This is a genomic window from Thermodesulfobacteriota bacterium (genome assembly GCA_040756475.1).
GTDB lineage: Bacteria > Desulfobacterota > Deferrisomatia > Deferrisomatales > JACRMM01 > JBFLZB01.
On the sequence record JBFLZB010000022.1, the window covers coordinates 13,877 to 37,274 of the forward strand.

At 71.0% G+C, this 23,398-nt stretch carries 23 protein-coding genes; 13 read left to right on the forward strand and 10 right to left on the reverse strand.

Features of this window, described 5'->3' with window-relative positions; all coding sequences use genetic code 11:
- The first annotated feature begins 67 nt into the window (after nucleotides 1-67).
- From AB1578_05105 to AB1578_05130, 6 genes are all read left to right on the forward strand, one after another.
- Nucleotides 68-1,234, forward strand: coding sequence for an ABC transporter substrate-binding protein (locus tag AB1578_05105; protein ID MEW6487279.1), 1,167 nt, complete (start codon nucleotides 68-70; stop codon nucleotides 1,232-1,234).
- A gap of 108 nt (nucleotides 1,235-1,342) precedes the next feature.
- Entirely contained in the window at nucleotides 1,343-2,137 is a 795-nt protein-coding gene (locus AB1578_05110) for an ABC transporter ATP-binding protein (protein ID MEW6487280.1), read from the forward strand.
- Nucleotides 2,138-2,165: 28 nt separating this feature from the next.
- A complete protein-coding gene (locus AB1578_05115) occupies nucleotides 2,166-3,425 on the forward strand; it encodes an AMP-binding protein (protein ID MEW6487281.1) in 1,260 nt (419 codons plus the stop codon).
- Nucleotides 3,416-3,835 carry a MerR family transcriptional regulator gene (locus AB1578_05120; GenBank protein ID MEW6487282.1) on the forward strand — a complete coding sequence of 140 codons (420 nt, stop codon included), beginning with the start codon at nucleotides 3,416-3,418 and terminating at the stop codon, nucleotides 3,833-3,835. The genes AB1578_05115 and AB1578_05120 overlap by 10 nt, the downstream gene beginning before the upstream one ends.
- A 115-nt stretch (nucleotides 3,836-3,950) precedes the next feature.
- The gene (locus AB1578_05125; protein MEW6487283.1) at nucleotides 3,951-5,099 is read left to right on the forward strand and encodes an acyl-CoA dehydrogenase family protein; all 1,149 of its coding nucleotides are present in this window, start codon (nucleotides 3,951-3,953) and stop codon (nucleotides 5,097-5,099) included.
- Nucleotides 5,100-5,256: 157 nt separating this feature from the next.
- The gene (locus tag AB1578_05130; GenBank protein ID MEW6487284.1) at nucleotides 5,257-6,111 is read left to right on the forward strand and encodes a ChaN family lipoprotein; all 855 of its coding nucleotides are present in this window, start codon (nucleotides 5,257-5,259) and stop codon (nucleotides 6,109-6,111) included.
- 208 nt (nucleotides 6,112-6,319) lie between these two features.
- Here the strand turns inward: AB1578_05130 and AB1578_05135 are convergent, their stop codons facing one another.
- A complete protein-coding gene (locus AB1578_05135) occupies nucleotides 6,320-6,523 on the reverse strand; it encodes a hypothetical protein (GenBank protein ID MEW6487285.1) in 204 nt (67 codons plus the stop codon).
- A gap of 237 nt (nucleotides 6,524-6,760) precedes the next feature.
- Between AB1578_05135 and AB1578_05140 the strand changes: the two genes are divergently transcribed.
- Entirely contained in the window at nucleotides 6,761-7,270 is a 510-nt protein-coding gene (locus tag AB1578_05140; protein ID MEW6487286.1) for a redoxin domain-containing protein, read from the forward strand.
- Between the two features lie 10 nt (nucleotides 7,271-7,280).
- Here the strand turns inward: AB1578_05140 and lipB are convergent, their stop codons facing one another.
- The 6 genes from lipB to AB1578_05170 form a co-directional block, all read right to left on the reverse strand.
- Nucleotides 7,281-7,904, reverse strand: a complete 624-nt coding sequence (gene lipB, locus AB1578_05145; protein MEW6487287.1) for a lipoyl(octanoyl) transferase LipB — start codon at nucleotides 7,902-7,904, stop codon at nucleotides 7,281-7,283.
- Nucleotides 7,905-7,932: 28 nt separating this feature from the next.
- Nucleotides 7,933-8,868, reverse strand: coding sequence for a lipoyl synthase (gene lipA, locus AB1578_05150; protein MEW6487288.1), 936 nt, complete (start codon nucleotides 8,866-8,868; stop codon nucleotides 7,933-7,935).
- Nucleotides 8,865-10,166 (reverse strand): YhjD/YihY/BrkB family envelope integrity protein, encoded by a 1,302-nt coding sequence (locus AB1578_05155; GenBank protein ID MEW6487289.1) that lies wholly within the window; start codon nucleotides 10,164-10,166, stop codon nucleotides 8,865-8,867. The genes lipA and AB1578_05155 overlap by 4 nt, the downstream gene beginning before the upstream one ends.
- A 22-nt stretch (nucleotides 10,167-10,188) precedes the next feature.
- On the reverse strand, nucleotides 10,189-10,950 hold the full coding sequence (locus tag AB1578_05160) for an enoyl-CoA hydratase/isomerase family protein (GenBank protein ID MEW6487290.1): 762 nt from the start codon (nucleotides 10,948-10,950) through the stop codon (nucleotides 10,189-10,191).
- Between the two features lie 94 nt (nucleotides 10,951-11,044).
- The gene (gene ligA, locus AB1578_05165; GenBank protein ID MEW6487291.1) at nucleotides 11,045-13,072 is read right to left on the reverse strand and encodes an NAD-dependent DNA ligase LigA; all 2,028 of its coding nucleotides are present in this window, start codon (nucleotides 13,070-13,072) and stop codon (nucleotides 11,045-11,047) included.
- 50 nt (nucleotides 13,073-13,122) lie between these two features.
- The gene (locus tag AB1578_05170) at nucleotides 13,123-13,452 is read right to left on the reverse strand and encodes a PilZ domain-containing protein (protein MEW6487292.1); all 330 of its coding nucleotides are present in this window, start codon (nucleotides 13,450-13,452) and stop codon (nucleotides 13,123-13,125) included.
- 240 nt (nucleotides 13,453-13,692) lie between these two features.
- Here AB1578_05170 and larC point away from each other — a divergent pair, with 240 nt between their 5' ends.
- The 4 genes from larC (at nucleotide 13,693) to rpmB (ending at nucleotide 17,545) form a co-directional block, all read left to right on the forward strand.
- Entirely contained in the window at nucleotides 13,693-14,898 is a 1,206-nt protein-coding gene (larC, locus tag AB1578_05175) for a nickel pincer cofactor biosynthesis protein LarC (GenBank protein ID MEW6487293.1), read from the forward strand.
- A gap of 67 nt (nucleotides 14,899-14,965) precedes the next feature.
- On the forward strand, nucleotides 14,966-15,664 hold the full coding sequence (gene radC, locus AB1578_05180) for a DNA repair protein RadC (GenBank protein ID MEW6487294.1): 699 nt from the start codon (nucleotides 14,966-14,968) through the stop codon (nucleotides 15,662-15,664).
- Nucleotides 15,665-15,713: 49 nt separating this feature from the next.
- Nucleotides 15,714-17,258 (forward strand): VCBS repeat-containing protein, encoded by a 1,545-nt coding sequence (locus AB1578_05185; GenBank protein ID MEW6487295.1) that lies wholly within the window; start codon nucleotides 15,714-15,716, stop codon nucleotides 17,256-17,258.
- 95 nt (nucleotides 17,259-17,353) lie between these two features.
- Nucleotides 17,354-17,545 carry a 50S ribosomal protein L28 gene (gene rpmB / locus AB1578_05190; GenBank protein ID MEW6487296.1) on the forward strand — a complete coding sequence of 64 codons (192 nt, stop codon included), beginning with the start codon at nucleotides 17,354-17,356 and terminating at the stop codon, nucleotides 17,543-17,545.
- A gap of 65 nt (nucleotides 17,546-17,610) precedes the next feature.
- Here rpmB and AB1578_05195 read toward each other — a convergent pair whose 3' ends face one another.
- Genes AB1578_05195 through AB1578_05205 form a run of 3 tightly spaced genes read right to left on the reverse strand, consistent with a single transcriptional unit; the run spans nucleotide 17,611 to nucleotide 21,612 of the window.
- The gene (locus AB1578_05195) at nucleotides 17,611-20,118 is read right to left on the reverse strand and encodes an FtsX-like permease family protein (protein ID MEW6487297.1); all 2,508 of its coding nucleotides are present in this window, start codon (nucleotides 20,116-20,118) and stop codon (nucleotides 17,611-17,613) included.
- The gene (locus tag AB1578_05200; GenBank protein MEW6487298.1) at nucleotides 20,085-20,789 is read right to left on the reverse strand and encodes an ABC transporter ATP-binding protein; all 705 of its coding nucleotides are present in this window, start codon (nucleotides 20,787-20,789) and stop codon (nucleotides 20,085-20,087) included. Before AB1578_05200 ends, AB1578_05195 begins: the two co-directional genes overlap by 34 nt.
- 37 nt (nucleotides 20,790-20,826) lie before the next feature.
- On the reverse strand, nucleotides 20,827-21,612 hold the full coding sequence (locus AB1578_05205) for an OmpA family protein (protein ID MEW6487299.1): 786 nt from the start codon (nucleotides 21,610-21,612) through the stop codon (nucleotides 20,827-20,829).
- A gap of 157 nt (nucleotides 21,613-21,769) precedes the next feature.
- Between AB1578_05205 and AB1578_05210 the strand changes: the two genes are divergently transcribed.
- Complete coding sequence (locus AB1578_05210) at nucleotides 21,770-22,873, forward strand: STAS domain-containing protein (GenBank protein MEW6487300.1); 1,104 nt, start codon at nucleotides 21,770-21,772, stop codon at nucleotides 22,871-22,873.
- The coding region (locus AB1578_05215) for an NAD(P)/FAD-dependent oxidoreductase (protein MEW6487301.1) at nucleotides 22,873-23,398 on the forward strand (526 nt) is incomplete at its 3' end. The genes AB1578_05210 and AB1578_05215, both read left to right, overlap by 1 nt.

The window sequence follows — 23,398 nt, forward strand, 5'->3', positions numbered from 1 at the left end:
CACCTCGAGGGAGGAATCCGGTTCGATTTCGTATCGGGAGAGCACGGCACATCATAGGAGGTACACCATGAAGCACATCCGCACCCTGCTCGGGCTCGTGGCCGCGGTGGCCCTGGCCGGCACCAGCTTCGCCCAGGAGATCGTCATCGGGAACCTGGCCGACATCACGGGCGGAACCGGCTCCGTGGGCAAGCCCTACGCCGACGGCATCCGGGCCTACACCGACTACATCAACGCCCAGGGCGGCATCAACGGCAAGCAGATCAAACTCTTGCAGATCGACTACGCCTACAAGATCCCCGAGGCCCTGAACGCCTACAAGAAGTTCAAGGACTCGGACAAGGCCGTGGCCATTCAAGGCTGGGGCACGGGTGATACCGAAGCACTGGTCGCGCAGGTGAACCGGGACGAGATGCCGTACTACTCGGCGTCGTATTCGGCCCACCTCACCGACCCGTCCAAGAGCAAGTACAACTTCTTCATCGCCGCCGACTACTCCACCCAGGCCCGGGCGGGGCTCACCTACCTCAAGAACAACTGGAAGGAAAGCCGCAAGCCCAAGCTGGCTCTCGTCTACCCCGACCACCCCTACGGCAAGGCGCCGATCCCGGCAATCAAGAAGTTCGCTGAAGAGATCGGGTTCGAGCTCGTGGGCGAAGAGAACGTGGCCCTCAACGCCATCGAGGCCACCACCCAGATGCTCAACCTCAAGAAGAACGAGCCCGACTTCGCGTGGCTCGGGGGCACGACCCCCTCTTGCGCCGTGGCCATCAAAGACGCCCGCAAGCTCGGCCTCAAGACGGTCTTCCTCGTGAACATCTGGGGCAACGACGAAGACCTGCCGCGGCTCGCGGGTGGCGCCGAGGAAGGGACCTTCGGACTCCAGGGCGCGGTGACCTACGGGGCCGACGTCCCCGGCATGAAGCCCATCCTCGAGGTCACCAAGAACCAGCCCCAGATGACCCACTTCATCCGCGGCTGGACCTCCATGCTGGTCATGTGCGAGGCCCTCAAGCGCGCCGACGCAGCGGGAAAGCTCAACGGCCGAGGGATCAAGGAGGCCTCCGAGACCCTCCGGGACTTCGACACCGGGGGGTTGACCGCCCCCATCACGTTCACCCCCGAGGATCACCGGCCGACCATGTCGGCGGTGATCGTGAAGTACGTGGGCGGCAAGCCCGTGACCCAGGAGACCGTCGTCCTCGAGCGCAAGGCCGAGTGGCTCGGTTTGTGAGAACCTGAGAAGGTGGCGGGAGGGCCTCAAGCCCTCCCGCCCTTCCCCGCGGGCCCCCGCGACACGACGGGGACCCGCCGGGACGGGAAATCCACCCGAGGAGAAGCCATGCTCAACGTGAACAATGTCGAGGTCGTCTACAACGACGTCATCCTGGTGCTCAAGGGGCTCTCCCTCCAGGCTCAGGAAGGTCAAATCACCACCATCCTGGGCGCCAACGGCGCCGGCAAGTCCACCACCCTCAAGGCCATCTCGGGGCTCCTCAAGAGCGAGGAGGGCGAGGTGACGGAGGGGACGATCGAGTTCATGGGGGAGAAGATCAACGGCGTCGATCCCGAGAAGATCGTGCGCAAGGGGATCTTTCAGTGTATGGAAGGACGGCGGGTTTTCGAGGACCTGGACGTGGTGGAGAACTTGCGCTGCGGCGCCCACACCCGGAACGACCGCGCCGGGGTGAAGCGGGATATCGACCTGGTCTTCACCTACTTCCCGCGCCTCCAGGAGCGCCGGGCGTCCCTGGCCGGCTACCTCTCCGGCGGAGAACAGCAGATGCTCGCCATCGGCCGCGCCCTCATGGCGCGCCCCAAGCTCATGCTCCTCGACGAACCGAGCCTGGGGCTCGCGCCGCTCCTGGTGAAGGAGATCTTCGGGATCATCCAGAAGATCAACGCCGAGGAGAAGACCACCATCCTGCTCGTGGAGCAGAACGCAAACCTGGCCCTCCAGGTGGCCAGTTACGGGTACATCATGGAAAACGGGAAGGTCGTGCTCGACGGACCCTGCGAGAAACTGCGGCAGAATCCCGACGTGAAGGAGTTCTACCTGGGCGTGGGGGAGAGCGGGCACAAGCGTTCCTTCAAGAACGCCAAACACTACAAGCGCCGCAAGCGGTGGCTTTCGTAGAGGGCTTGCGCCCGGAGAGGGGATGCGCATGGATCGGACACAAGGGTTCCTGAACCCGGAGCGCGAGACGCGCAGCTGGGACGAGCAGCTCGCAGGCATGGAAGCGGAGCTGGGCAAGCTCCTGCCTCATGCCTACGCCAACGCCCCGGCCGTTCGGGCAAAGTTCGACGCCGTCGGCGCAGCCCCACAGGATATCCGCACCGTCGGCGATCTGGCTCGGGTGCCGGTAACCTCGAAGATGGAGTTGGTGGAGCTCCAGAAGAAGGACCCGCCGTTCGGAGGGCTGCTGGCCGTTCCGCTCAAGGAGATCGCACACGTCTTCCAGTCGCCGGGCCCCATCTACGACCCCATTGCCCGGGGCGAGGGGTGGGGCTTCGAGGAGGCATACTACGCAGCGGGGTTCCGGCCCGGCGACCTGGTCGTGAACACCTTCGGGTACCAAGTGACCCCCGGCGGGATGATGTTCGACGACAGCCTGCTCAAAGCCGGCTGTGCCGTGGTGCCCATGGGGGGAGGCGAACGGGAGACCCAGGTGGAGATCCTGCGCCGGCTCCCTGTTGCCGGGTATCTCGGGATGGCGTCGTTCCTGATGCAGATTGCAGAAAAGGCCCGGGAGATAGGCCTCGATCCCCGGCGCGACTTCTCCCTCGAGGTGGCCTGGAGCATCGCCGAGCCGCTGCCTCCCAGCCTGCGCCAGGCCGTCGAGGACACCTTTGGCTGTCTGTGCCGGCAGGGCTACGGTACCGCCGACGTCGGGTGCATCGGCTTCGAGTGCTTCCACCTGGGGGGGTGGCACCTGACCTCCCGGGCCATCGTCGAGATCGTGGATCCCACCGACGGAAGGCCCCTGGCCCCCGGCGAGATTGGGGAAGTGGTGGTGACCCTGCTCAGCCACGCGTACCCCCTGATCCGATTCGGCACCGGGGACCTCTCGGCCCTCGACCCCGGCGCGTGCGCCTGCGGCCGCCGATCTCCCAAGCTGCGGGGCTGGCTTGGAAGGGCCGACCAGCTCGTGAAGGTGAAGGGCCAGTTCGTCCACCCCGGGCAGCTCCAGGGAGCCCTCAAGGACTTTCCCGAGGTGCGCCGCTTCCGTGCCGTGGTGACCCGGGAAGGGAGCCGCGACGTGCTCGCGGTGCGGGTCGACGCGCAGCCCGACGATGCCCTCAAGGCCCGACTCGAAGAGCGCCTGCGCGAGGTGCTGCGCATTGGGGCCACCGTGGTCTGGGCGGCCCCCGCTCAACTGCCCGAGGACGGAAAGATCCTCGAGGACGCCCGCACGTGGGAGTAAGAGCCCAGGGACGCGGGCGGGCGGACCAGGAAGGCCGCAGCCCCCCGCCGTTCACCATCGGCGACCTGTCGCGCCAGGTGGGGCTCACCCCCCGCACGATCCGCTACTACGAGGACATCGGGCTCCTGAACAGCGTGCGCCGGGTGGAGGGGGGACGGCGCATCTACACCGAGGAAGACATTCGGCGCCTGCGGTTCATCAAACGCCTCAAGGTCCTGGGCCTGTCCCTGGAGGACATGGCCGAGCTCGAAAACCTCTATGTGACGCACCGGAGCAACGATCGGGTGCTCCCCCGCCTGCTGGAGCTCCTGGACCGCCACATGCAGACCCTGGACGCGCGCATCGAGCAGCTCAACATCCTCAAGCAGGATATCGAAAGCTATAGGGACCACATCCGCCAAAAACTGTAGGGCTGAAGTCCATGAGCTCCCCCGTCGAGCGTGGACCGAATCCTGGTCATCCTGTAATCCCGTCAAACAACGGTCTTCTCTGTCAGGCCGCCGCCGTGGGGAGGAGAGCATGGCCCTGAACTTCGATCTCACCACCGAGCAGAACATCCTGCGCCAAAGCGTGCGGGAGTTCGCCGAGAAGGAAATCCGCCCCGTCGCCCGAGAGCTCGACGCCCGGGAGGAGTTCAGCTACGAGGTGACCGCCAAGATGGCCCAGATGGGGCTGCTTGGCGTCTTCGTCTCCCCGGAATACGGGGGAAGCGGGCTCGACTACGTCTCGTACATCATCGCCGTGGAGGAGATCGCCCGGATCGACGGTTCCCAGGCGGCCACCATTGCAGCCGGAAACTCGCTTGGCATCGGCCCCATCTACTACTTCGGCAGCGAGGAGCAGAAAAAGCGCTGGCTGCCCAAGCTCTGCACCGGAGAGCTCCTGGCGGGGTTCGGCCTCACCGAGCCCCTCGCGGGGTCCGATGCGGGCTCCTCCCGAACCCGCGCGGTGCGAGACGGGGACGAGTGGGTGCTGAGCGGGTCCAAGATCTTCATCACCAACGCCGCCACCGACACCACCGGGGTCATCGTGGTGCAGGCGGTCACCGGCAAGAAGAGCGACGGCCGAAACGAGCTCTCCTGCTTCCTCGTGCCCGCCGACGTGGCCGGCCTCACCCGCAAGGCCATGCACGGCAAGATGATGTGGCGCTCGTCCAACACCGCCGAGCTCTATTTCGACGACGTGCGCCTGCCCGCCGACGCCATCCTGGGCCGCCAGGGCGATGGGTTCCGGCAGATGCTCTCCACCCTCGACGGGGGCCGCCTCTCCATCGGGGCCATGGGTCTTGGGGGTGCCCAGGGAGCCTTCGAGCTCGCCCTCCGGTACGCCCAGGAACGCAAACAGTTCGGCCAGGCCCTCTTCGAGTTCCAGGCCATCCAGTTCAAGGTGGCCGACATGGCCATGGAGATCGAGGCCGCCCGAAACCTCCTCTACAAGGCGTGCTGGCTCAAGGACAACGGACGCCCCTACGGCAAGCAGGCGGCCATGGCCAAGCTCTACTGCTCCGAAGTGATGGGACGGGTGGTGGGCGAAGCCGTGCAAGTGCACGGCGGCTATGGCCTCATGCAGGACTACGACGTAGAGCGGTTCTTCCGGGATCAGAAGCTCCTCACCATCGGAGAAGGCACGAGCGAGATCCAGCGCCTGGTCATCGCCCGCCACCTGCGGGAGTAAGGCCTCCCGCCCCCTCTCGCTTCCGGCTTCCGGTGGCCTTCGCGTCGCGAGCTGCTGCGAGCTGGCGCACCCGGCAGGTGGGGGGTATGCTGGAGATGCTCGTGCCGCGGTACACAAGGCACGCGCCCCGGCCGCCACCCGAACTCGCGAGAACCCTGTGACCGTGGGACGTCTTCCCCGCTTCGTGGCCGCCCTCGCCGTAACCCTCCTCGCGGCTTCCCACGCAGCCTCGGCCCCGGGAGTCGTGTTTCGCGTCTCGAACCGGGCCGAGATCCCCCTGCACGAGATGGTGGAGGACCTCAAGACCGCCCGGGTGGTCTTCATGGGGGAGGAGCACGACAACCGTGCCCACCACGCGGCCCAGCTCACGGTCATCCAGGCCCTGGCCCAGGCCGGCGCCAAGGTGGCGGTGGGCCTGGAGATGTTCCGGGCCGACGCCCAGGCCGACCTCGACCGCTGGGTCGCGGGACGTCTCGGCCAGCGGCAGCTCTACGAGGTCTACGCCGACAACTGGGCGCGCCGGCTCTGGCCCCTGTACAGCGACATCTTCTTCTACGCGCTACAGGAACGAATCCCCCTGGTCGGCCTCAACGTGCCCCGCGCGCTGGTCGCCCAGGTGGCCCGGGAGGGCTTCGACGCCTTGGCCCGAGAGGACAAGGATACGCTGGGGGTCGTCGAGTGCGACGTGGACGAACGCTACCAACAGCTCATCGCCCTGGTGCTGGGGAGAAAAGATCAGGAAAGCGAGGCGTTTGGCCGGTTCTGCGAGGCACAGGTCGTGTGGGACACGGCCATGGCCCAGAACGCCCTGCGGTTCCTCGAGGCGAACCCGGAGCGCGTCCTCGTGGTGCTCGCGGGAACCTTCCACGCATGGAAGCACGGCATCCCGGAGCAACTGCGCCGCCTCTCCCCCCTGCTGCCCTACCGGGTCATCCTGCCCTCGAGCGACAAGAGCTTCCTGCGCTACGACATCGTGCTTCAGGACGCAGACTACGTGTGGTGGCACGAGTGAGGATCGTGTCCTCAGATCCAGCCGCAGGGCCGCCCCCCCCTCGGTATCGGTATCGGTATCGGTATCGGATTCGCGAAAACCAGCCGATTCGATTTCGATATCGACTTCGATCACGGGGAAAGCCAGGCCTCGCCGCAGCGTGGGGCGCTGGCTCGGAATGATGGGGCGGGATGCTGAGGAGGAGTTCCCCGGCCCGGGGAGCTGGGGATCAGAGGGAGGCGGGCTTGCAGAGGTTTTCGATCCTCTCGGCGGTGCGCCCGCAGGAACGGCAGATGTAGCGGGGCTCCCCCACGAGGCGGCGAACCCGTTCCGGCGAGCTCCCTTTCCCGACCAACCGGCACAGGTGGTAGACCTCCCGGCAGTGCTCTCCCCCCCGGCAGTAGTGGACGGTTCCTTCGGCGCTGGCGAGCATGGCAGACCTCCGCTGTGGGGAGCGGAAAAACAGGCGGAATTGTCCGCCGGGGACGAGGCGCAGCCTATGGGGGCGGCCCCGACCTTTTTGAAAAACCCGCCCCCAGGGGAGGCCATGCCCCCTGGTCAGAGAGCATCCGGCGGTTCCTGGAAGCCCTCGCCCCGCCCCTCCTTCCCGCGCTATCCTGGGACCCTTGCCCACGCAAACCTCCTCCGACCCGGCCGAAAGGATGCCTCCATGCTCCGCGCCGCGCTCCCGCGTCTGCTGTCCTTGTGCCTGTGCCTGGCGGCCCTCTCATGCAGCGAAGGTCCCGCGAAACCGACCATCGGGGAGCCGGCTCCCGACTTTGCCCTCTCGGCCCTCGACGACTCTCGTTATCGGCTCTCGGAGCTGCGAGGAAAGGTAGTCTTCGTGAACCTGTGGGCCACCTGGTGCCCGCCGTGCCGCCACGAGATGCCGTCGATGGTCCGGCTCTACGACCTCCTCCGGGACGAGGGCCTCGAGATCCTGGCCGTGTCCGAGGACAACGACGAAGACGCCCTGCGCCGGTTCGTGCAGTCCTACGGCGTAAACTTCCCCGTGCTGCGCGACGAGAACAAGAAGGTGTACAACCTCTACATGGCCACCGGCGTGCCCGAGACCCACCTCATCGATAAGCGCGGCAAGCTCGTCTCGTCCATCATCGGCCCCTTCGACTGGACGAGCCCCGAGGTGGTGGCCCGGGTGCGGGAGTTGTTGCGGCAGTAGGAGTTGCCCGTTACCCGTCACCCAACACCTCCCGGAACGCTTGCAGCACCGCGTCGGCGGCTTCTTCGACACTCGGGCGCTCGGCCAGGTGCTCGGCGAGCGAGGTGGGGGGGATGTCGGTCTGGCCGCAGGGGACGATGAGGCGGAAGTGGGACAGCTCGGGGCAAGCGTTGAAGGCGAAGCCGTGGAAGGTCACCCCCCGGGAGACCGCCACCCCCACGGCCCCGAGCTTGCCGCGACGCGTGTAGACCCCGGGCCTTCCCGGGAGGCTGCGCGCCTCCACCCCAAAGGCCGCTGCGGCCCGCGCCATGGCCTCCTCCAGGGCCGCCACGTAGCGGCGCACCCCCAGCCTTCTCGCCTTGAGCTCCACAATCGGGTAGCCCACCACCTGCCCCGGCCCGTGGTAGGTGGCCTCCCCGCCCCGCTCCACCCGATGGAGCCCGATCCCCTCGGCGGCCAGGGCCTCGGGTCCCGCGAGGACTCCGGCGGGGTCCGCGTGGCGCCCCAGGGTGATGACGGCCTCGTGCTCCAGGAGCAGGAGGGTGTCGGGCACCCTGCCCGCCTGCCGGGCGGCCACGAGCTCGAGCTGCAGGGCATGGGCCCGGGCATAGGGGGTGAGGCCGGGAAGCCGCACGACCCGGAGCTCCGACTGCGCGCGCAGCTCAGGCACGGGGCGGCGACGGAGCTGGAGTAGGGACTTCCCCCAGGGCGCGGCGCCGCGCGTAGACTTCGGCGGCGCGGTAGGAGGTGCGCACCAGGGGCCCGGCCGCCACGGTCCCGAACCCCATCCGGCGGCCTTCGTCTGCCAGGCCGGCAAAGACTTCCGGCGCCAGGTACGCGGCCGCGGGGGCATGGGCGCGGGTGGGTTGCAGGTACTGGCCCAGGACCAGGATCTCCACCCCGGCCCGGCGCAGATCCTCCATGGTCCGGAGCGCCTCGTCCCGGCTCTCCCCCAGCCCCAGGAGGATCGAGGATTTGGTGAGGACTTCCGGAACGCGCTCCCGCGCCTCGGCCAGCACCTGGAGGGACCGCCGGTAGCCGAACCGGGGGTGGCGAAGAAGGGGGGTGAGGCGCTCCACCACCTCCACGTTGTGGGCCAGCACGTGGGGTGCCGCCGCGAGCACGGTGTGCAGCGGCGCCCCCGTGTAGTCGGGGATCAGCACCTCGACCAGGGGCGCCGGGTCCAGGGCTCGCAGGCGCCCCACGGTGGCCGCGAACGCCGCCGCCCCGCCGTCCGGGAGATCGTCCCGGGTCACCGACGTCACCACCGCGTAGTCCAGCCCCAGGCGGCGCACGGCCGCCGCCACCCTCGCCGCCTCTCCTTGGGCATCCGGGGCCCCTCTCGCCGGGGCACCTCGGGCCACCGCGCAGAAGGCGCAACCCCGGGTGCAGGTGTCCCCCAGGATGAGAAACGTCGCGGTGCCCGCCTCCCAGCACTCCGCCGCGTTGGGGCACCGGGCCTCTTCGCACACGGTATGGAGGCGACCCGCCGCCAAAACCCCACGCACCTGCCGGTACCGCTCGCCCCCGGGCATCCGCACCGCGAGCCACGGGGGCTTGCGGCCCGGCGCGGGCACCGGCGCGTCCGGCCCCCTCACTTCCCCTCCTGCCGGACTTTCTCGTCCAGGGCCAGCGATGCCCAGGTCACGCCCCCGAACTCCCGCTCCAGCATGGCCCGCATGCGGGCCTGGAGGGCAGGGGCGACCCCGTCCTCCCGAGAGATCTGGGCGACGGCTTCGAGCACCTCGGCGGCGGAGGTCCGGTCCGGAGACCGGGCCGGGAGGAGTCCGGGTGGCTCCTCCTGGGTGGAGGCCAGGAGCCCTGCTTCGGACAGCCGGTGCATCACGCGGGAGGCCTCCTCGGGGTGCAGGTCGAGCTCGGCCACCAGCTCCTGCTCTCCATAGGGGGGCTCGCCGGCCTCGAACCGGCGGGTCACGGCCAGCAAGATTGCCAGGGCCACATCCAGGCGCGGCACCCACAGCTCGTGGCGCACGCGCAGATACCTGCCGCGGCCCGGCAGCTGATGCACGAAGGCGAGCTCGGCCCCCATGAGCACGATGCACCAGCTCAGGTAGACCCAGGCGAGCAGGAGGGGAAGCTGGGCCATGGCACCGTAGATGGCGTTGTAGCGGGTGATCCCGAACTGGAAGCGGATATAGAGCAGCTCCGCCACCTGCCACACCAACCCGGCCACGGCCCCCCCGATGAGGGCCGACACCACGGGCACCCGCCGGTTGGGCATGATGAGGTACAGGGCCGTAAACGCAATCCAGACGGCGACGAACGGCAAGGCCTTGAGGAGAAAGGGCACCGCCTGGCCCAAGATGTAGAGCCGTTCCAGCACCGCCGGGCTCTGGAGGGTAGTGGTGAGACTCAGGCTGAGAAGCAGGAGCACCGGCCCCACCACGAGCACGGCGGTGTAGTCGGACACCTTGCGCACGAGGCTGCGGCCCCGGCGAATCTGCCAGATGTCGTTGAAGGAGAGCTCGATGTTGCCGAGCACGCTCACGGCGGTGAGGAGAAGCGCCACCAGCCCCACCGCCCCCAGGGCCCCCACCTTGGTGCGGTCCACGTACTCCAGCACCTGGGCGACAACCTGCTCGTTGCCCACGGCCAGGTGCTCCAGGAGCAGGGGCTCGAGCCGCTCCTGCACCCCGAGGCCCTTGAGCACCGAGAACATGAAGGCCAGAAGGGGCACGAGGCTCAGGAGCGTGGTGTAGGTGAGCGCGGAGGCCCGCAGAAACCCCCGGTCGGACTGGAACTTCCACACCGTCACCCCGGCCACCCGGAAGGCCTCCGCCGCATACCCCCGATCGGCCCGGCCCCAGAGAAGGCCCTCGATTCCCGAGATGAGCCGGTACAGGCGGCCCTGGGGGCCGGGGCTCCGGGTCGTCATGGTCGCCTCCTTTCGGGCTCGCTCACCGCCGGGCCGAGAGCTTCTCGACCTGGGCCTGGCGGCGGGCCGTGGCGTCGGGTGAGAACCACCACGCGCCGAACTCCTCCGCTACCCGGGCGTCGGCCTCCTCCAGAGCCCGCAGGGTGGGAGCCCGAAGCTCCTGCCGAATGGCCTGGAGGGCACGGCGGGGCTTGGCGGCCAGGCTGCGAGCCTCCTCCCGGGCGGCCTCCGTCAGGGCCTCCGGTGCCGCGAGTCCGTCGGCGAACCCGGAGGCTCGCGCCTCGGTCGGACCGTAGAGCCGGCCGAAGAGGCCGGCCTCCAGGGCGACCCGCTCCCCCGCCGCGTACCGCAAGAGGTGCAGGACCCCCGGGGGCAGGGGCAGCCCCAGGTCCACCTCCGTGAGCCCGAAGCGCCCTTCCCCTTGGGCAAAGACCCGCCGGTCGCAGGCCAGGGCCAGGATCGCTCCCCCCGCCACCGCGTGCCCGTTCACGGCGGCCACCGAGGGCAGGGGGCCGGCAAAGATCTTCCGGTACAGCTCGGCAAAGGACCGGATGAACACCCCGAAGGCAGCGGGCTCGAGGCCGTGGAGCACCTTGAGGTCGAAGCCCGCCGAGAAGACCCCCGGGCGGCGGCTTCCGAGCACGACCGCACCCACGCCGGGGTCCGCGGCCAGCTCGTCCCAGCAGGTGCACAGGGCCCCAACGAGCTCCGGGGCGAGCGCGTTGACCTTGGGCCGGTCCAGGAAGACCAGCGCCACCTCTGCGTCCCGTTCCACCTCGATCACCCGGCTCCTCCCTTCCGGCGCGCCTCGCCCCGCCGTCCATCGTCGCGGCCCATCCCGGGGACGGCGCACCCGCCGCCCCGGCACCGACTCCCCGTCATCCTCCGCGTCCTTCTTCGTGCCCCTCCAGGAGCTCCAGGAACGCCGCTTCCGTGAGGGTGCGGACTCCGAGCTGCCGTGCCTTCTCGGCCTTGGACCCGGGATCGCTCCCAACCACGACGAAGCTCGTCTTGGCCGACACCGAAGAGGTGACCTTCGCCCCCAGGGCCGCCGCTCTCGCCTTGGCCTCTTCCCGGGACATTTCTTCCAGGGTGCCCGTGAACACCAGGGTCTTTCCCTCCAGGGGCCTGGCCCCCGCCCGCCTCTGGGGCGAGCGCAACTCCAGGCCCGCCTCGAGCATCTGGCGGATCGCCTCGCGATTTCGGGGCTCCTGGAAGAAGGAGCGGATGCTCCGGGCCACCTCGGGCCCCACGTCGGGCACCTGGAGCAGGGCCTCCTCGGGCGCGTCCATCGCCGCCTCCAGGGTCCCGAAGTGCAGCGCCAGGGCCTGGGCCGTGGCCTCCCCCACGTGGCGGATGCCCAGGGCGTTGAGGAAACGGCCGAGCTCCGCCCGGCGGGCCCGGTCGAGAGCCCGGACGAGGTTTCGGGCGCTCTTCTCGGCCATCCGCTCCAGGGGCACCAGCTCGGCCTCGGTGAGCCGAAAGAGGTCGGCAACGTCGTTTACCAGGCCCCGGTCCACGAGCTGGTCCACCAGCTTCTCCCCGAGGCCGTCCACGTCCAGCGCCCGCCGGGACGCGAAGTGCAGGATGCGCCCCTTGAGCTGGGCGGGGCAGTTGAGGCCCGAGCACCGGGGAACGACCTCCCCCTCGGGGCGCTCCACGTGGGCTCCGCACACGGGGCAGTGTTCCGGCACCGTGGCGCGGCGCTCCCCCCCGGTGCGCTTCTCGGGGAGGAATCGCACCACCTCCGGGATCACATCACCCGCCCGCTGCACCACCACCTCGTCCCCCACCAGGACGCCCTTGCGGGCGAGTTCCTCGGGGTTGTGCAGGGTGGCCCGGGCCACGGTCACCCCCCCGACCTTCACCGGTTCCAGCACCGCCACCGGCGTGATGGCCCCCGTGCGCCCCACGCTCCAGAGGATGTCGGCCACCCGGGTCACGGCCTGCCGGGGCGGGAACTTGTAGGCCACTGCCCAGCGCGGCGAGCGGGACTTCTGCCCCAGCTCCGCCTGGCGGGCCAGGGAATCCACCTTGAGCACGCAGCCGTCGATCTCGTAGGGAAACGCATCGCGCCGGGCCTCCAGGTCCCGACAGAACCCCACTGCCTCGTCGGCCCCTCGCACCGCCGCCCGCTCGGGGCTCACCCGAAAACCCCAGGAGGCCAGGCGGTTGAGCAGCCCCGACTGGGTCTCCACCCCCAGCGCCTCCCACATGCCTACGCCGTAGGCGAAGAAATGCAGCCGCCGGCCCGCCGTCACCGCGCTGTCGAGCTGGCGCACGGCACCCGCCGCGGCGTTGCGGGGATTGGCGAAGGGAGGCTCTCCCCGGTCCTCCTGGAGCTGGTTGAGCCGCCGGAAGTCCGCCAGCGCCAGGACCACCTCGCCCCGAACGTCGAGCACGTCCGGAACCCCCTCTCCCCGCAGGCGAAGGGGAATGGACCGCACGGTGCGCAGGTTCGCGGTCACGTCCTCTCCCACCTGGCCGTCACCCCGGGTCGCGCCCCGGACGAGGCGCCCCCCCTCGTAGACCAGCTCCACGGCCAGCCCGTCGAACTTGGGCTCGCAGGCGTAGGCAAGGGCCCCCTCCTCCCCCAGCAGGCGCCGCACGCGGGCGTCGAACTCCCGCACCTGTGCCTCGTCCATGGCGTTGTCGAGGCTGAGCATGGGGCGCAGGTGCTCGGCCCGGCCGAAAGCGTCGAGGGGGGCCGCACCGACCCGCTGGGTGGGGGAATCGGGCGTGGCGAGCTCGGGGTGGGCCGACTCCAGGGCCAGGAGCTCGCGCAGGAGGGCGTCGTACGCGGCATCGGAGATGACCGGCGCGTCGAGCACGTAGTAGCGCACATTGTGAAAGTCGAGGTCGCGCCGTAGGTCCTCGGCGCGGCGGCGCAGGGCTTCCGGGACCATCCGGGCACTCCGGTCTGCAAATGGGGAGGGCGGCGCGGGAGGGCCCGCCGTCAAGACCCGGGGAAGAGCTCCTCGATGATGTCCCGGTCGTGGGGAGAGATCTGGAGGAACTCCACCCCGACCTCCACCTCGTCGCCCTCCCGGGGGATCTCGTACACGACCCGCCCCCGGGTCTTGACCACCCGGCCGCGCACCGAGATGAGGAGGTCGAGGTATGCATCCACGCCCAGTGGTTCGTCGCTGACGAACATGCACCCGCCCAGGCCCACGACCCGGGTCTTGGCAAACCCCTCCAGATCCTCCGGTCCGAGCTTCTTCACCAGGACCGCATTCTCGGAAGGAATTCGGGGAAACCGTCTCTTCAAGGATGGATCGGTCATCGCCTGGTCCTCCTCCCTGGGGCTCAGGACACCTACGCCGGCGCACTCTACAACGAAAACCGCAAATGGCAAAAGCGGCCTTTGGTCCGTCGGCCCGACTCGGATCGAGATCGGGATGGGGGCCGATTTCGATTTCGTTTGCGATTGCGATTTCGCTGGAATGCGCCGGTGCTCTGCACGACCTGGCCTCGGCCCCGGGCCTCTGCTACCCTGGCAGCTCCTTTCGCCCACAGGGGACCCATGGGGCGCCATCTCCACCTGGACCCGCTCAGCGGCATTGCCGGCGACATGCTCCTGGCGGGGCTCGTCCACCTGGGGGCCTGCGCCCAGGCCATCGAGGAAGCGGTCAACGCCGTGCCCGCCCCGGTCGAGGCTCGGGTGCGGCTGGACTTCGAGCCCCACCGGGCCTGGAGCGTCCGGGGGCTGCGCCTGCGGGTCGCCCTCGATCCGCCGCGGGCGACGGATTCCCGCTCCTATCCGGAGCTGCGCGACGCCCTGGCCTGCGCCCCCCTTCCCGCCTCCGTCCAGGCCCGCAGCCTCGCCGCCCTGGAGGCCCTGGCACGGGCCGAGGCAGCAGTGCGCGGCCTGGAGCTCGACCAGGTCCGCTTTTGCGAGCTGGGGGGGTTCGACACCGTGGTCGACCTGGTGGGAGGATGTCTCGGCCTGGAGCTCCTCGGGATCGCGTCCGCCTCCTGCGGCCCCCTGCCCCTGGGGCGCGGCACCATGCCCGACTCCCCTGCGGGGGCTTCCCCCTGCCCGTCCCCCGCAGCCCTGGAGCTGCTCCACGGCCTGCCCACCGTGGGGCTCGACGTGGAGCACGAGCTCGTCACGCCGACCGGCGCAGCGCTGGCGCGCACCCTCTCTTCCTCTTTCGGGCCGCCGCCGTCCATGGTGCTTCTGCAGGCCGGCGCGGGCTTCGGCACCGCCGAGCTCCCCGGCCGGCCCAACTGCCTGCGCCTGCTCCTGGGCGAGGAGACAAGTGTCCAGCCGGCGCGGGAATACCTACGGGTGCTCGAGGCCAACCTGGACGACCTCTCCCCGGAGATCCTCGCCACCCTGCCGAACGCCTGCCTCGCCGCGGGCGCCCTCGACGCCTGGCTGACACCCGTGATCATGAAGAAGGGCCGGCCGGCCCATCTCCTCTCGGCGCTCTGCCGCCCCCAGGACGAGGCGACGGTGGGAACCGCCATCTTTCGCCACTCGTCCACCCTGGGGGTGCGGTCTATTGGGGTGGAGAGAACCGCCCTGGAGCGCCGCTGGGAAGAGGCACAGACCCCCTGGGGCCCGGTGAGGATAAAGGTGGGGACCCTGGAGGGGAAGACGGTCAACCAGGCGCCGGAGTTCGAGGATTGCCGGCAGATCTCCGAGAACGCAGGCGTGCCTCTCAAGGAAGTCTACGCTGCCGCCCTGGCCGGGCGACCGGGCAAAACCCATAAAGGGGTTTGACAGCCTTTCCGGCGGCTCTCTACAATCGCTTCGCTCGTGCCGTGGGCGAGGAGGGGCCATGGGGGACATGCGCACAGGGATCAAGGCTTGGCCCGCCGAGGAGCGACCCCGCGAAAAGCTCGCGGCCCGCGGACCGGGCGCCCTCACCCCAGCCGAACTCCTGGCGATCCTCTTGCGCACCGGCGACGGGACGCGCAACCTCACGGCTCTCGACGTGGCCCGCGGTCTCTGGGCCGAATTTGGGGAGGACTGGGAAGCCCTCGGGCAGGCCACGGCGGCAGAGCTCGCCCGGTGCCGGGGGCTCGGGCCCGCCAAGGCCGCCACCGTGGCCGCCGCCCTGGAGCTGGGCCGCCGCCTGGGCTGCCGGCCCCTGACGCCGGCTGAGCCCTTCCGGAGCAGTCAGGAGGTCTTCGCCCACTACGGACCGCGATTGGCGGATGTGAAGCGGGAGAACTTCTTCTGTCTACTCCTGGACGCCCGCAACCGCTGGCTTCGGGAAGACCGGGTGAGCGAGGGGTCGCTGACATCGAGCCTGGTGCACCCCCGGGAGGCCTTCCGGGCCGCGGTGCGCGAAGCCGCTTCGGCGGTGATCTTCGCCCACAACCACCCCAGCGGAGACCCCTCGCCGAGCCGCGAAGACGTGGACCTCACGCGGCGGCTCTGGGAGGCGGGTAAGGTGCTGGGCATCCGGGTCCTGGACCACGTGATCGTGGGCCGCGATCGATACTACAGTTTCGCCGACGACGGTGGGCTTCCCCCCGGCTGAAGCGGCGCGGCGACGCTTTTCACGCTCCGGCGCTTGCGAAAGGACCTCGATGCTCCGCCCTCTCTTCCGGCTGATCCTCGCCTCTTTGCTCCTCGCCGCGGGAGCGGTACAGGCGGCCGGCCCCCGGGTCGTGGTCCGCCCCATCGAGGTCTACAACGCCCAGGAGGTGGAGACCCTCGCGCCCGGGCTCCAGTCGATGCTCGCGAGCCGCCTGGCCGGACCGGGGTACACCGTCGAGACGTCCAAGCACCGCGAGGCGGGCGACGAAGCCTGGGCCGTGCGCACGACCATCACCCAACTGGGCGGGGTGTTCAGCATCGACGCCGCCCTGGAACCCGTGACGGGAGAGGGAGAGGGCACCCGCACCTACGAGACCGCCCCCTCCGCCGACGCCCTCCTCCCGGCGCTCGACAAGGTCGGCGTCCGCCTGCGGGAGGCGATGTCCCGTGCGGCTCAGGCCCACCAGGCACCCCCCGTCCCCGCGGGGCCCGCACCCGCCCACCAGCCGGCTCCCGCCGCCGCTCCGGCGCCCGCTGCCCTCTCGCCCCTGCACGCCGAGGCCCAACTGGCCCTGGCCCTTCGCACCCACCGCATGGGGCCCCAGATCTCCGGGGAAGCCCTGAGCCTGGTGGTGGCCGACGCCGACCGGGACGGCACCCCCGAGATCCTGCTTCTCTTCGACGACGCCATCGTGGCCTTCCGGGATCAGGGGGGAGAGCTCATGCGGGCCTGGGAGAGCCCCGTGCCCCGGGGCTTCCAGCCCAGGGCCCTCTCCGCGGGCGACATCGACGGCAACGGCGTCCCCGAGCTCTTCGTCGCCGGCATGGCCGGCGCCCGCCCCGTGTCCCAGGCGCTGGAGTGGTTCGGCTCCGCCCTCGCCCCCAAGGGGGAGCGCCTCAACGCCTTCGTGCGCGCGGTGCGCCATCCCGAGAGGGGGCCGGTGCTGCTGGGCCGCAGCGCGGGGATGGGCAAGGACCTCTTCGGCCCCTCGTTGCGCGCCTTCGTCTGGACCGGGGCCACCTACCGGGACGAGGGGCCCGCCGACACGCCGGCCGGAACGGGGCCCGTGAACCTCGACTGGGTCCAACTGGGTCCCTCGGGAGAGGTCTACACCGTCATCACGACCCGGGGCGAGCTCCTCTCCATCCACGACGCCGAGGGACGGCGCGTTTTCGAGGGCGCCGACCCGGTGAAGGGCAGCCGGATCTTCCTGCGGGGGGAGGAACGGGTAGCCGGCCAGCAGGACGAAGACATCTTCAAGGTCCAGGGCAAGACGGTCTCCTGGAGCGGCGCCGACGGTCAGCCGATCCTCCTCACCGCCCGCAACCAGTCGAGCATCGGCCGGTTCTTCCAGCGGGTGGCGAGCTTTTCCCACGGCCAGCTCCTGGCCCTGCGCTGGGACGGGCTCACGCTCACTACCGTGGCGGAAGGCCCGAAGGTCCCCGGCTTCCTCCCAGACCTCGACCTGGGGCCCGCCCGCCCGGGGGGGCGCACGGCCTACATCGCCCTGGCCCAGACCGAGGGCGCGCTGGTGCGGACCACGAAGACCCGGGTGGTGGCCTACGACCTTCCGGCCAACGCGGCACTCCGCTGAGCTCGAAAGTCGGAGCTTGAGTCCTCCTCCCGGACCATGCTATAAGGCGCAGTTCATTGCGCGGGCGCGCCGGGAGCCCCAGAGGAGAGATCGCCATGGCCAGGACCTGTGAAATTTGCGGAAAGGGCCCCTCGGTGGGGCAGAACGTGAGCCACGCCAACAACAAGACCAAGCGGGTGATCCTGCCGAACCTCCAGACCGTGCGGGCCCAGGTGGGCGGCGGGGTACGGCGGGTGAAGGTGTGCACCCGGTGCCTGCGCTCGGGGAAGATCCTCAAGGCCCCCTGAAGTGCAGAACACGGCCGCACGTACCGAGGGCCGGGAGGAGACTCCCGGCCCTCGATAATTCCCCCCTACTCCTCTCGCAGCTGCACCTGGGGAAACGTCCGAAGCACCTTCCACACCGGGTAGGCGGCGGCCCCGGCGCTGGCCAGCAGCGCCGTGGCAAGGGCCGTGGCGTAGGGGGTCCAGGCGAAGTGGAAGAAGATGGTCCAGTGGAAGCTTTGCAGGTTGATGACCCGGATCAGCACCACGGCGAGCACCGTGCCCAGCCCCACGCTCCAGACGAAGCTCGCCGCGCCCATGGCCAGGCCCTCCAAGAGGGTCATCCCGGCCACCTGGGGGGTGGAAAAGCCCAGGGCGCGATAGATGCCGAACTCGCGCTGGCGCTCCAGATACAGGGTGAGGAGCGCCCCGGCGATGCCGAAGAACGCCACCACCACCGCTAGCACCCGCATGGAGCGGGTCACGGCAAAGGTGGTATCGAAGACCTGGAGGATGTTGCCGTGGAGCTCGTCCCGGGTGACCACCGGCAGGTCGAAGGCCGCGGCCCGGCGCCGCACCTCGGCGAGCACCGACTCCGGGTCGGGCGCCCTGGGGTCGAGGAAGACCCCCAGGCTGTCGATGGTCTCGTCTGCGAAGACCCGCCGGTAGGTCGCCCAGCCCATCATGACGAGGCCGTGCTCGGTGGTGTAGTCGTAGAAGACCCCCGCCACGGGTAGCTCCGCGGGGCCCTCCACCCCCTCCAGGGTGACCCGGTCCCCCCGCCCCACCCCGAACCGGCGCAGGAAGCTCTCGGACACCAGGACCGCCCCCTCCTTCACCGCGTCCCAGCTTCCGGGGCCGCCTTCCACCCACTCGAAGCGCGCAAAGGCCTGGAGGACGGCCGGGTCTACGGTGGAGAGGTACACCGGACGGCCCCCATAGAGCACCTGGACGTTGCGGTAGGGGTCGACGCCGGCCACCCCGGGCACGGTGCGGATCTCCTCGTAGGCCGCCCGCGGCACCTCCACCTCCGAGGCGCTCGCCACGTACACCTGTCCGGTGAGCTGGCTCTCCATCCACCAGGTCAGGGTCTGCCGAAAGCTGCCGATCATGAGCCCCAGACCCACGGAGAGGGAGAGCGCCACCGCGAAAGCGGCCACCGCCACGGCAGTGCGCCCCAGGTTGCGGCGAATGCTCCCCGCCGCGAGCTTCCCCGGCAGCCCCCCGAGCAGGGAGCAGGCGCGCTCCAGGGCCGGCCCCAGGGCCAGGAGGACTTCCCCCGAGGCGAGGCTCGCCGCTACCAGGAGGCCGAACGCCCCGGCAAAACCGGCATACACGTGGGCCGACGCGGCTGGAAAGAGGGCCAGGCTCAGGGCGGCCACCCCCAGGCCCGCCCACGCGGCGACGCGCGCCTTTCCGGGGTCGGAGCGGCTCGCCGTGCGGCCCCGCAGGGCAGTCACGGGGTCGGTGCGCAGGAGCTCCCGCAGGGGATAGGCGCCCCCCAGGAGGCACGCCCCGCACCCCAGCGCAACCCCTCCCAAGCCTGCGGCCCAGGACCACCCCGGGGGGGTCGGGCGCAAGAAGAAGTAGATGTTGGAGATGGCGTCACCCACCGGGGCGGTGAGCACCCGGCTCAAGGCGTAGCCCAGGGCGGCGCCCAGCGCCCCTCCCACGGCCCCCAGGAGGAGGATCTCGCAGAGGAAGGCCCGGGCGACCTCCGAACGCTGGGCCCCGAGGCTGCGCAGGATGCCCGCGTCGCGCCGCCGGCTCACCACGGCGAACATGGCCGTGTTGTACACGAGGAACACGCCGACGAAGAGGCCGATGAGGGAGAGGGCCTCCAGGTTGAGGCGAAAGGCCTGGAGCATCTGCTCCAGGCCGGCGCGGTTCTGGCGTACGGACGCCACCCGGAACCCCGGCTCCCAGCGAGTCCGGAACGCCTCGGGATCGGAGAGGATCAGGTCGACCCGGTCGAGCCGGCCCCGCAGCCCGAAGAGCTCCTGGGCATGGCCGATGTCGAGAAAGGCCAGGGGCTCCCCCGCGGGGTTGGGAAAGGTGCCGAGCACCCGCAGGGGACCCCGGTCCGTGTCGAGCTCCGCCCCCGGGCCGACCCCGAGGCGGGCGGCGAGGCTCGCCTCCAGCAGGGCGGCCCGGGGGTCGGTGAGGAAGTCCAGGGCGGCGGCCTCCCCCGGAACCGGCGCCACGCCCGACCGGAACCGACGGTCGAGGAAGGGATCGACCCCCAGCACCCGCATCTTCTCGCCCCCGGAGAGCACCACCCGGCGGTCGAGGACCGGGGAAAAGGCCTCCACCGCGGGGTCGGCGATGAGGCGGGGCAGCATGTCTTCGTCCAGGGGCCCCGCGGGGCGGGCGAGCGTGTGGGTGGCCCTGCCCTGGAGAAAGTCCACGGCCCTCCCGAAGCTCCCCAGCGCCGCCCGGGCCGAGAGCGCCATGCCCACGGCCGCGGCCACCCCCACGGCGATCCCCAGGAGCTGGAGGGCCGCCAGCGCCCGGCGCCGCGCCAGGTACCGGAGGAAGGCCCTTGTGACGGTGGTAACGCTGGTCACCCCCCGGCCTCCGTCTCGAAGCCGTTCCACCGCCCCTCCTCCACCACGACCCCGTCCACCATGCGCAGCACCCGGTCGGCCACCCGGGAGGTCCGGGGGCTGTGGGTGGCCATGACCAGGGTGGCCCCCCTCTCCCGACAGCGGCCGGCCAGGAGGTCGAGCACCTCGTCACCGGTGCGGGTGTCGAGGTTGCCGGTGGGCTCGTCGGCCAGGATGAGGGCCGGGCCCTTCACCACGGCCCTTGCGATGGCCACCCGCTGCTGCTCGCCCCCGGACAGCTCGTGGGGGTAGCGCTCCTCCTTGCCGGCCAGGCCCACCGAGGCCAGGGCCTCCCCCGCCGCCGCCGGATCGGGGCGCCCCGCCAGCTCCAGGGCAAGGAGCACGTTCTCCCGGGCCGTGAGGGTGGGCAGGAGGTTGAAGAACTGGAAGACGAACCCGATCCGGGAGCGGCGCAGGCCGGTGCGCTCCCGCTCCCCCAGGGCCGAGAGGTCTCGCCCCTCCACCTCCACCCGGCCCCGGGTCGGGCGGTCGAGCCCCGCCAGGAGGTGGAGGAGGGTGGACTTGCCCGAGCCGCTGCGGCCGTACAGGGCCACCACCTCGCCGGCCGCCACCTCGAAGCTCGTCCCGCGAAGCGCCGCGCATTCCGGGGTATCGCACCCGTCGTAGCTCTTCCAGAGCTCCGTCACCCGAAGGACAGGCATGGGATCGTCTCCCAAAGGGCGCGCGCGGCGTCCTCTTTCATCGGGGTCCGGTCAGCACGAGCTCCACCCGGCGGTTCCTCTGGCGCTGCGCCGCGGTGTCGTTGGGCCCCAGGGGATGGTAGAGGGCCAGGCCCACCGCCTCGAGGCGCGCGGGCTCGATCCCCCGGCCGTACTGGAGGTAGCGCACCACGCTCGCCGCCCGGGCGGCCGAGAGCTCCCAGTTGGAGAACCACTTGTCCTTGATCCGGGGCCCTATGGGGATCTCGTCGGTGTGCCCCTCCACCCGAATCCGCTCCGCTCCCCCCGCGAGGCCTCCTGCCACCTTGTCGAGCACCGCCCTGCCCGCGGGCACGATGTCGGCGCTCCCCGAGGCGAAGAGAAGCCGGTCCACCACCCGCACCGAGAGCCGGCCCCGAAGGTTTTCGATCTCCACCGTCTTGGCGTCGAGCTCGGCCTGGAGCCGCACCCGAAGCGATTCCTCTTGCTCCTTGAGGGCCGCCGCCTCCGTCCGGGCCGCCTCCGCCTCACGCCGGCAGGCCGCGAGCTCCTGGCGGAGGCCCTGGGCCTCTCCCTCCCCCTTCTTCCGCTCGGCCTGACAGGCGCCCAGCTCTCCCTCGGCTCGGGAGGCCTGCGCACGCGCCGCCTCCAGGTCGGCGGCGACCCGATTCGCGTCCGAGCGGGCGGCGTCGCGCTCGCCCTGGCACGCCGCCAGGTCTTTGCGGCACACCTCCAGGACCGCATCCTTCTCGGCCACGACCTGCTTCGAGACGCCGCAGCCGGCCAGGGCCAGGGCCGCAAGGGCGAGGACGAGAGCGCGGGCCATGGGCGGCCTCCTTTTGCGCAGAGGGTGTTGGAGAACGGCCCCGAGGAGTATAGGGTACGGCGCCCGTGCCGCAAGCAGGCACATGGGCTGCCTGGCTCCCGGCCCGTTCCCCGGGTAGAGTGGACGGTAGATTTCACACTGCTTCCGGGAGGCCGCCGTGGAAACCGCCTTCTCCGCCGAGGTCCGGGACGCCGGCCCCGACACTTGCGCCCTCGCCCTGGAGGGCCGCCTCGACGCCCGATCCGAGGCAGCCCTCGTCGACGCCCACAACCGCACCCGCCGCCCGCCCCGGGAGCGGCCCGCGTCCCGGGTGCTCCTGGACGGCCGGGGGCTCTCGGCCCTGGACGGGGCGGGCCTGGGGCTCCTGGTGAAGCTCTGGGGCTGGACCCGGGCGGAGGGCCAGGGGATTGGCCTCTTCGGCCTCGGGGAGCGGTTCGGGGCGCTTCTGCGGGAGCTCGGCCTGGCAGACGCCCTTCCCCTCTTCCCCACCGAGGAAGCCGCCCTGGCCGGTGCCCCCCGGGGCCCGGCGGCGCCGGCGCCGGGAGGGCCGGAGCCCTGCCCCCCCGGCCAGTGGGCCGTGGCCCTGGGGCGGGCCCGGCTGGCCTCTCGAGACCCGGGGGTCTCGGCCCTCAACGTGGACGGGCGCCGGGTGCAGGGCCCCCTCCAGGGGTTCGGACAGCTCTGGCACAAGACCTACCGCGCCCGGCTCGGGGCGGCGTCCCCGGGGCAGGCCGCCCGCATCCTCCGGGAGCACCTCGGGGACCTGTGGCCCGAGGGCAACCGCCTCTTCCTGCCATCCCCCGGGGTCGTGCCGGGGGCCGTGGGGGCCATCCACCTGCGGATGCCCGGGGGGGCGCCCCTTTCCACGGGGGTGCGGGTGCTCCACGCCGACCCGTCGTCGTTTACCCTGGCCACCCTCCAGGGACACCTCCAGGCCGGGTGGATCACCTTCGGCGCCCACGAAGAGGCGGGGGGCACCGTGGCCCTGGTCCAGTCCGTGGGGCGCACCGGGGACCCCCTCTACGAAGTGGGCTTTCGGCTCTTCGGCCACGCCGAGCAGGAGCGCTTCTGGGGCGCGACCTTGGAGGCCCTGGGGGCGCGGCTCGGGGTCGCCGTTCAGGTGGAGGCCGCAAAGGCCCTCCTCGACCCGGCCGTCAACTGGTCCGCCGCCACGAACCTCTGGCGCAACGCCGGGGTGCGCACGGGACTCTCGGCGGCCGCGGCGCTGGCGGGGCGGCTCCTGGGAGGGCGCAGGCCCTGATGGGCGCGCCCGACGCCGTCGTGGTGGGGGCGGGCCCCAACGGCCTGGCCGCCGCCGTGGCGCTGGCCCGGCAGGGGCTCTCCGTGGAGGTGCGGGAAGCCGGGGAGACGGTCGGGGGCGGGTGCCGGTCCCGGGAGCTCACCCTGCCCGGGTTCACCCACGACGTGTGCGCCGCGGTCCACCCCCTGGGGGTGAGCTCCCCCTTCCTGCGCCGGCTGCCCCTGGCGGACCACGGCCTGGCCTGGGTGCACCCCCCGGCGCCCCTGGCCCATCCCCTGGACGACGGGACCGCGGTCCTCCTGGAGCGCGACCTCGCGGCCACCAAGGCGGGGCTCGGGCCCGACGCCCGGGCCTGGGGGGAGCTCTTCGCCCCTTTGGCGCAGGCCTGGTTCGACCTCGTGGAGGACCTCCTCGCCCCTCCGCTCCACCGGGTGCGCCACCCCCTGGCCTACGCCCGCTTCGGCCTGCGCGCCCTGCGCTCGGCCCGGGGCCTGGCCGAGGGCCGTTTCCGGGGCGGCCGGGCCC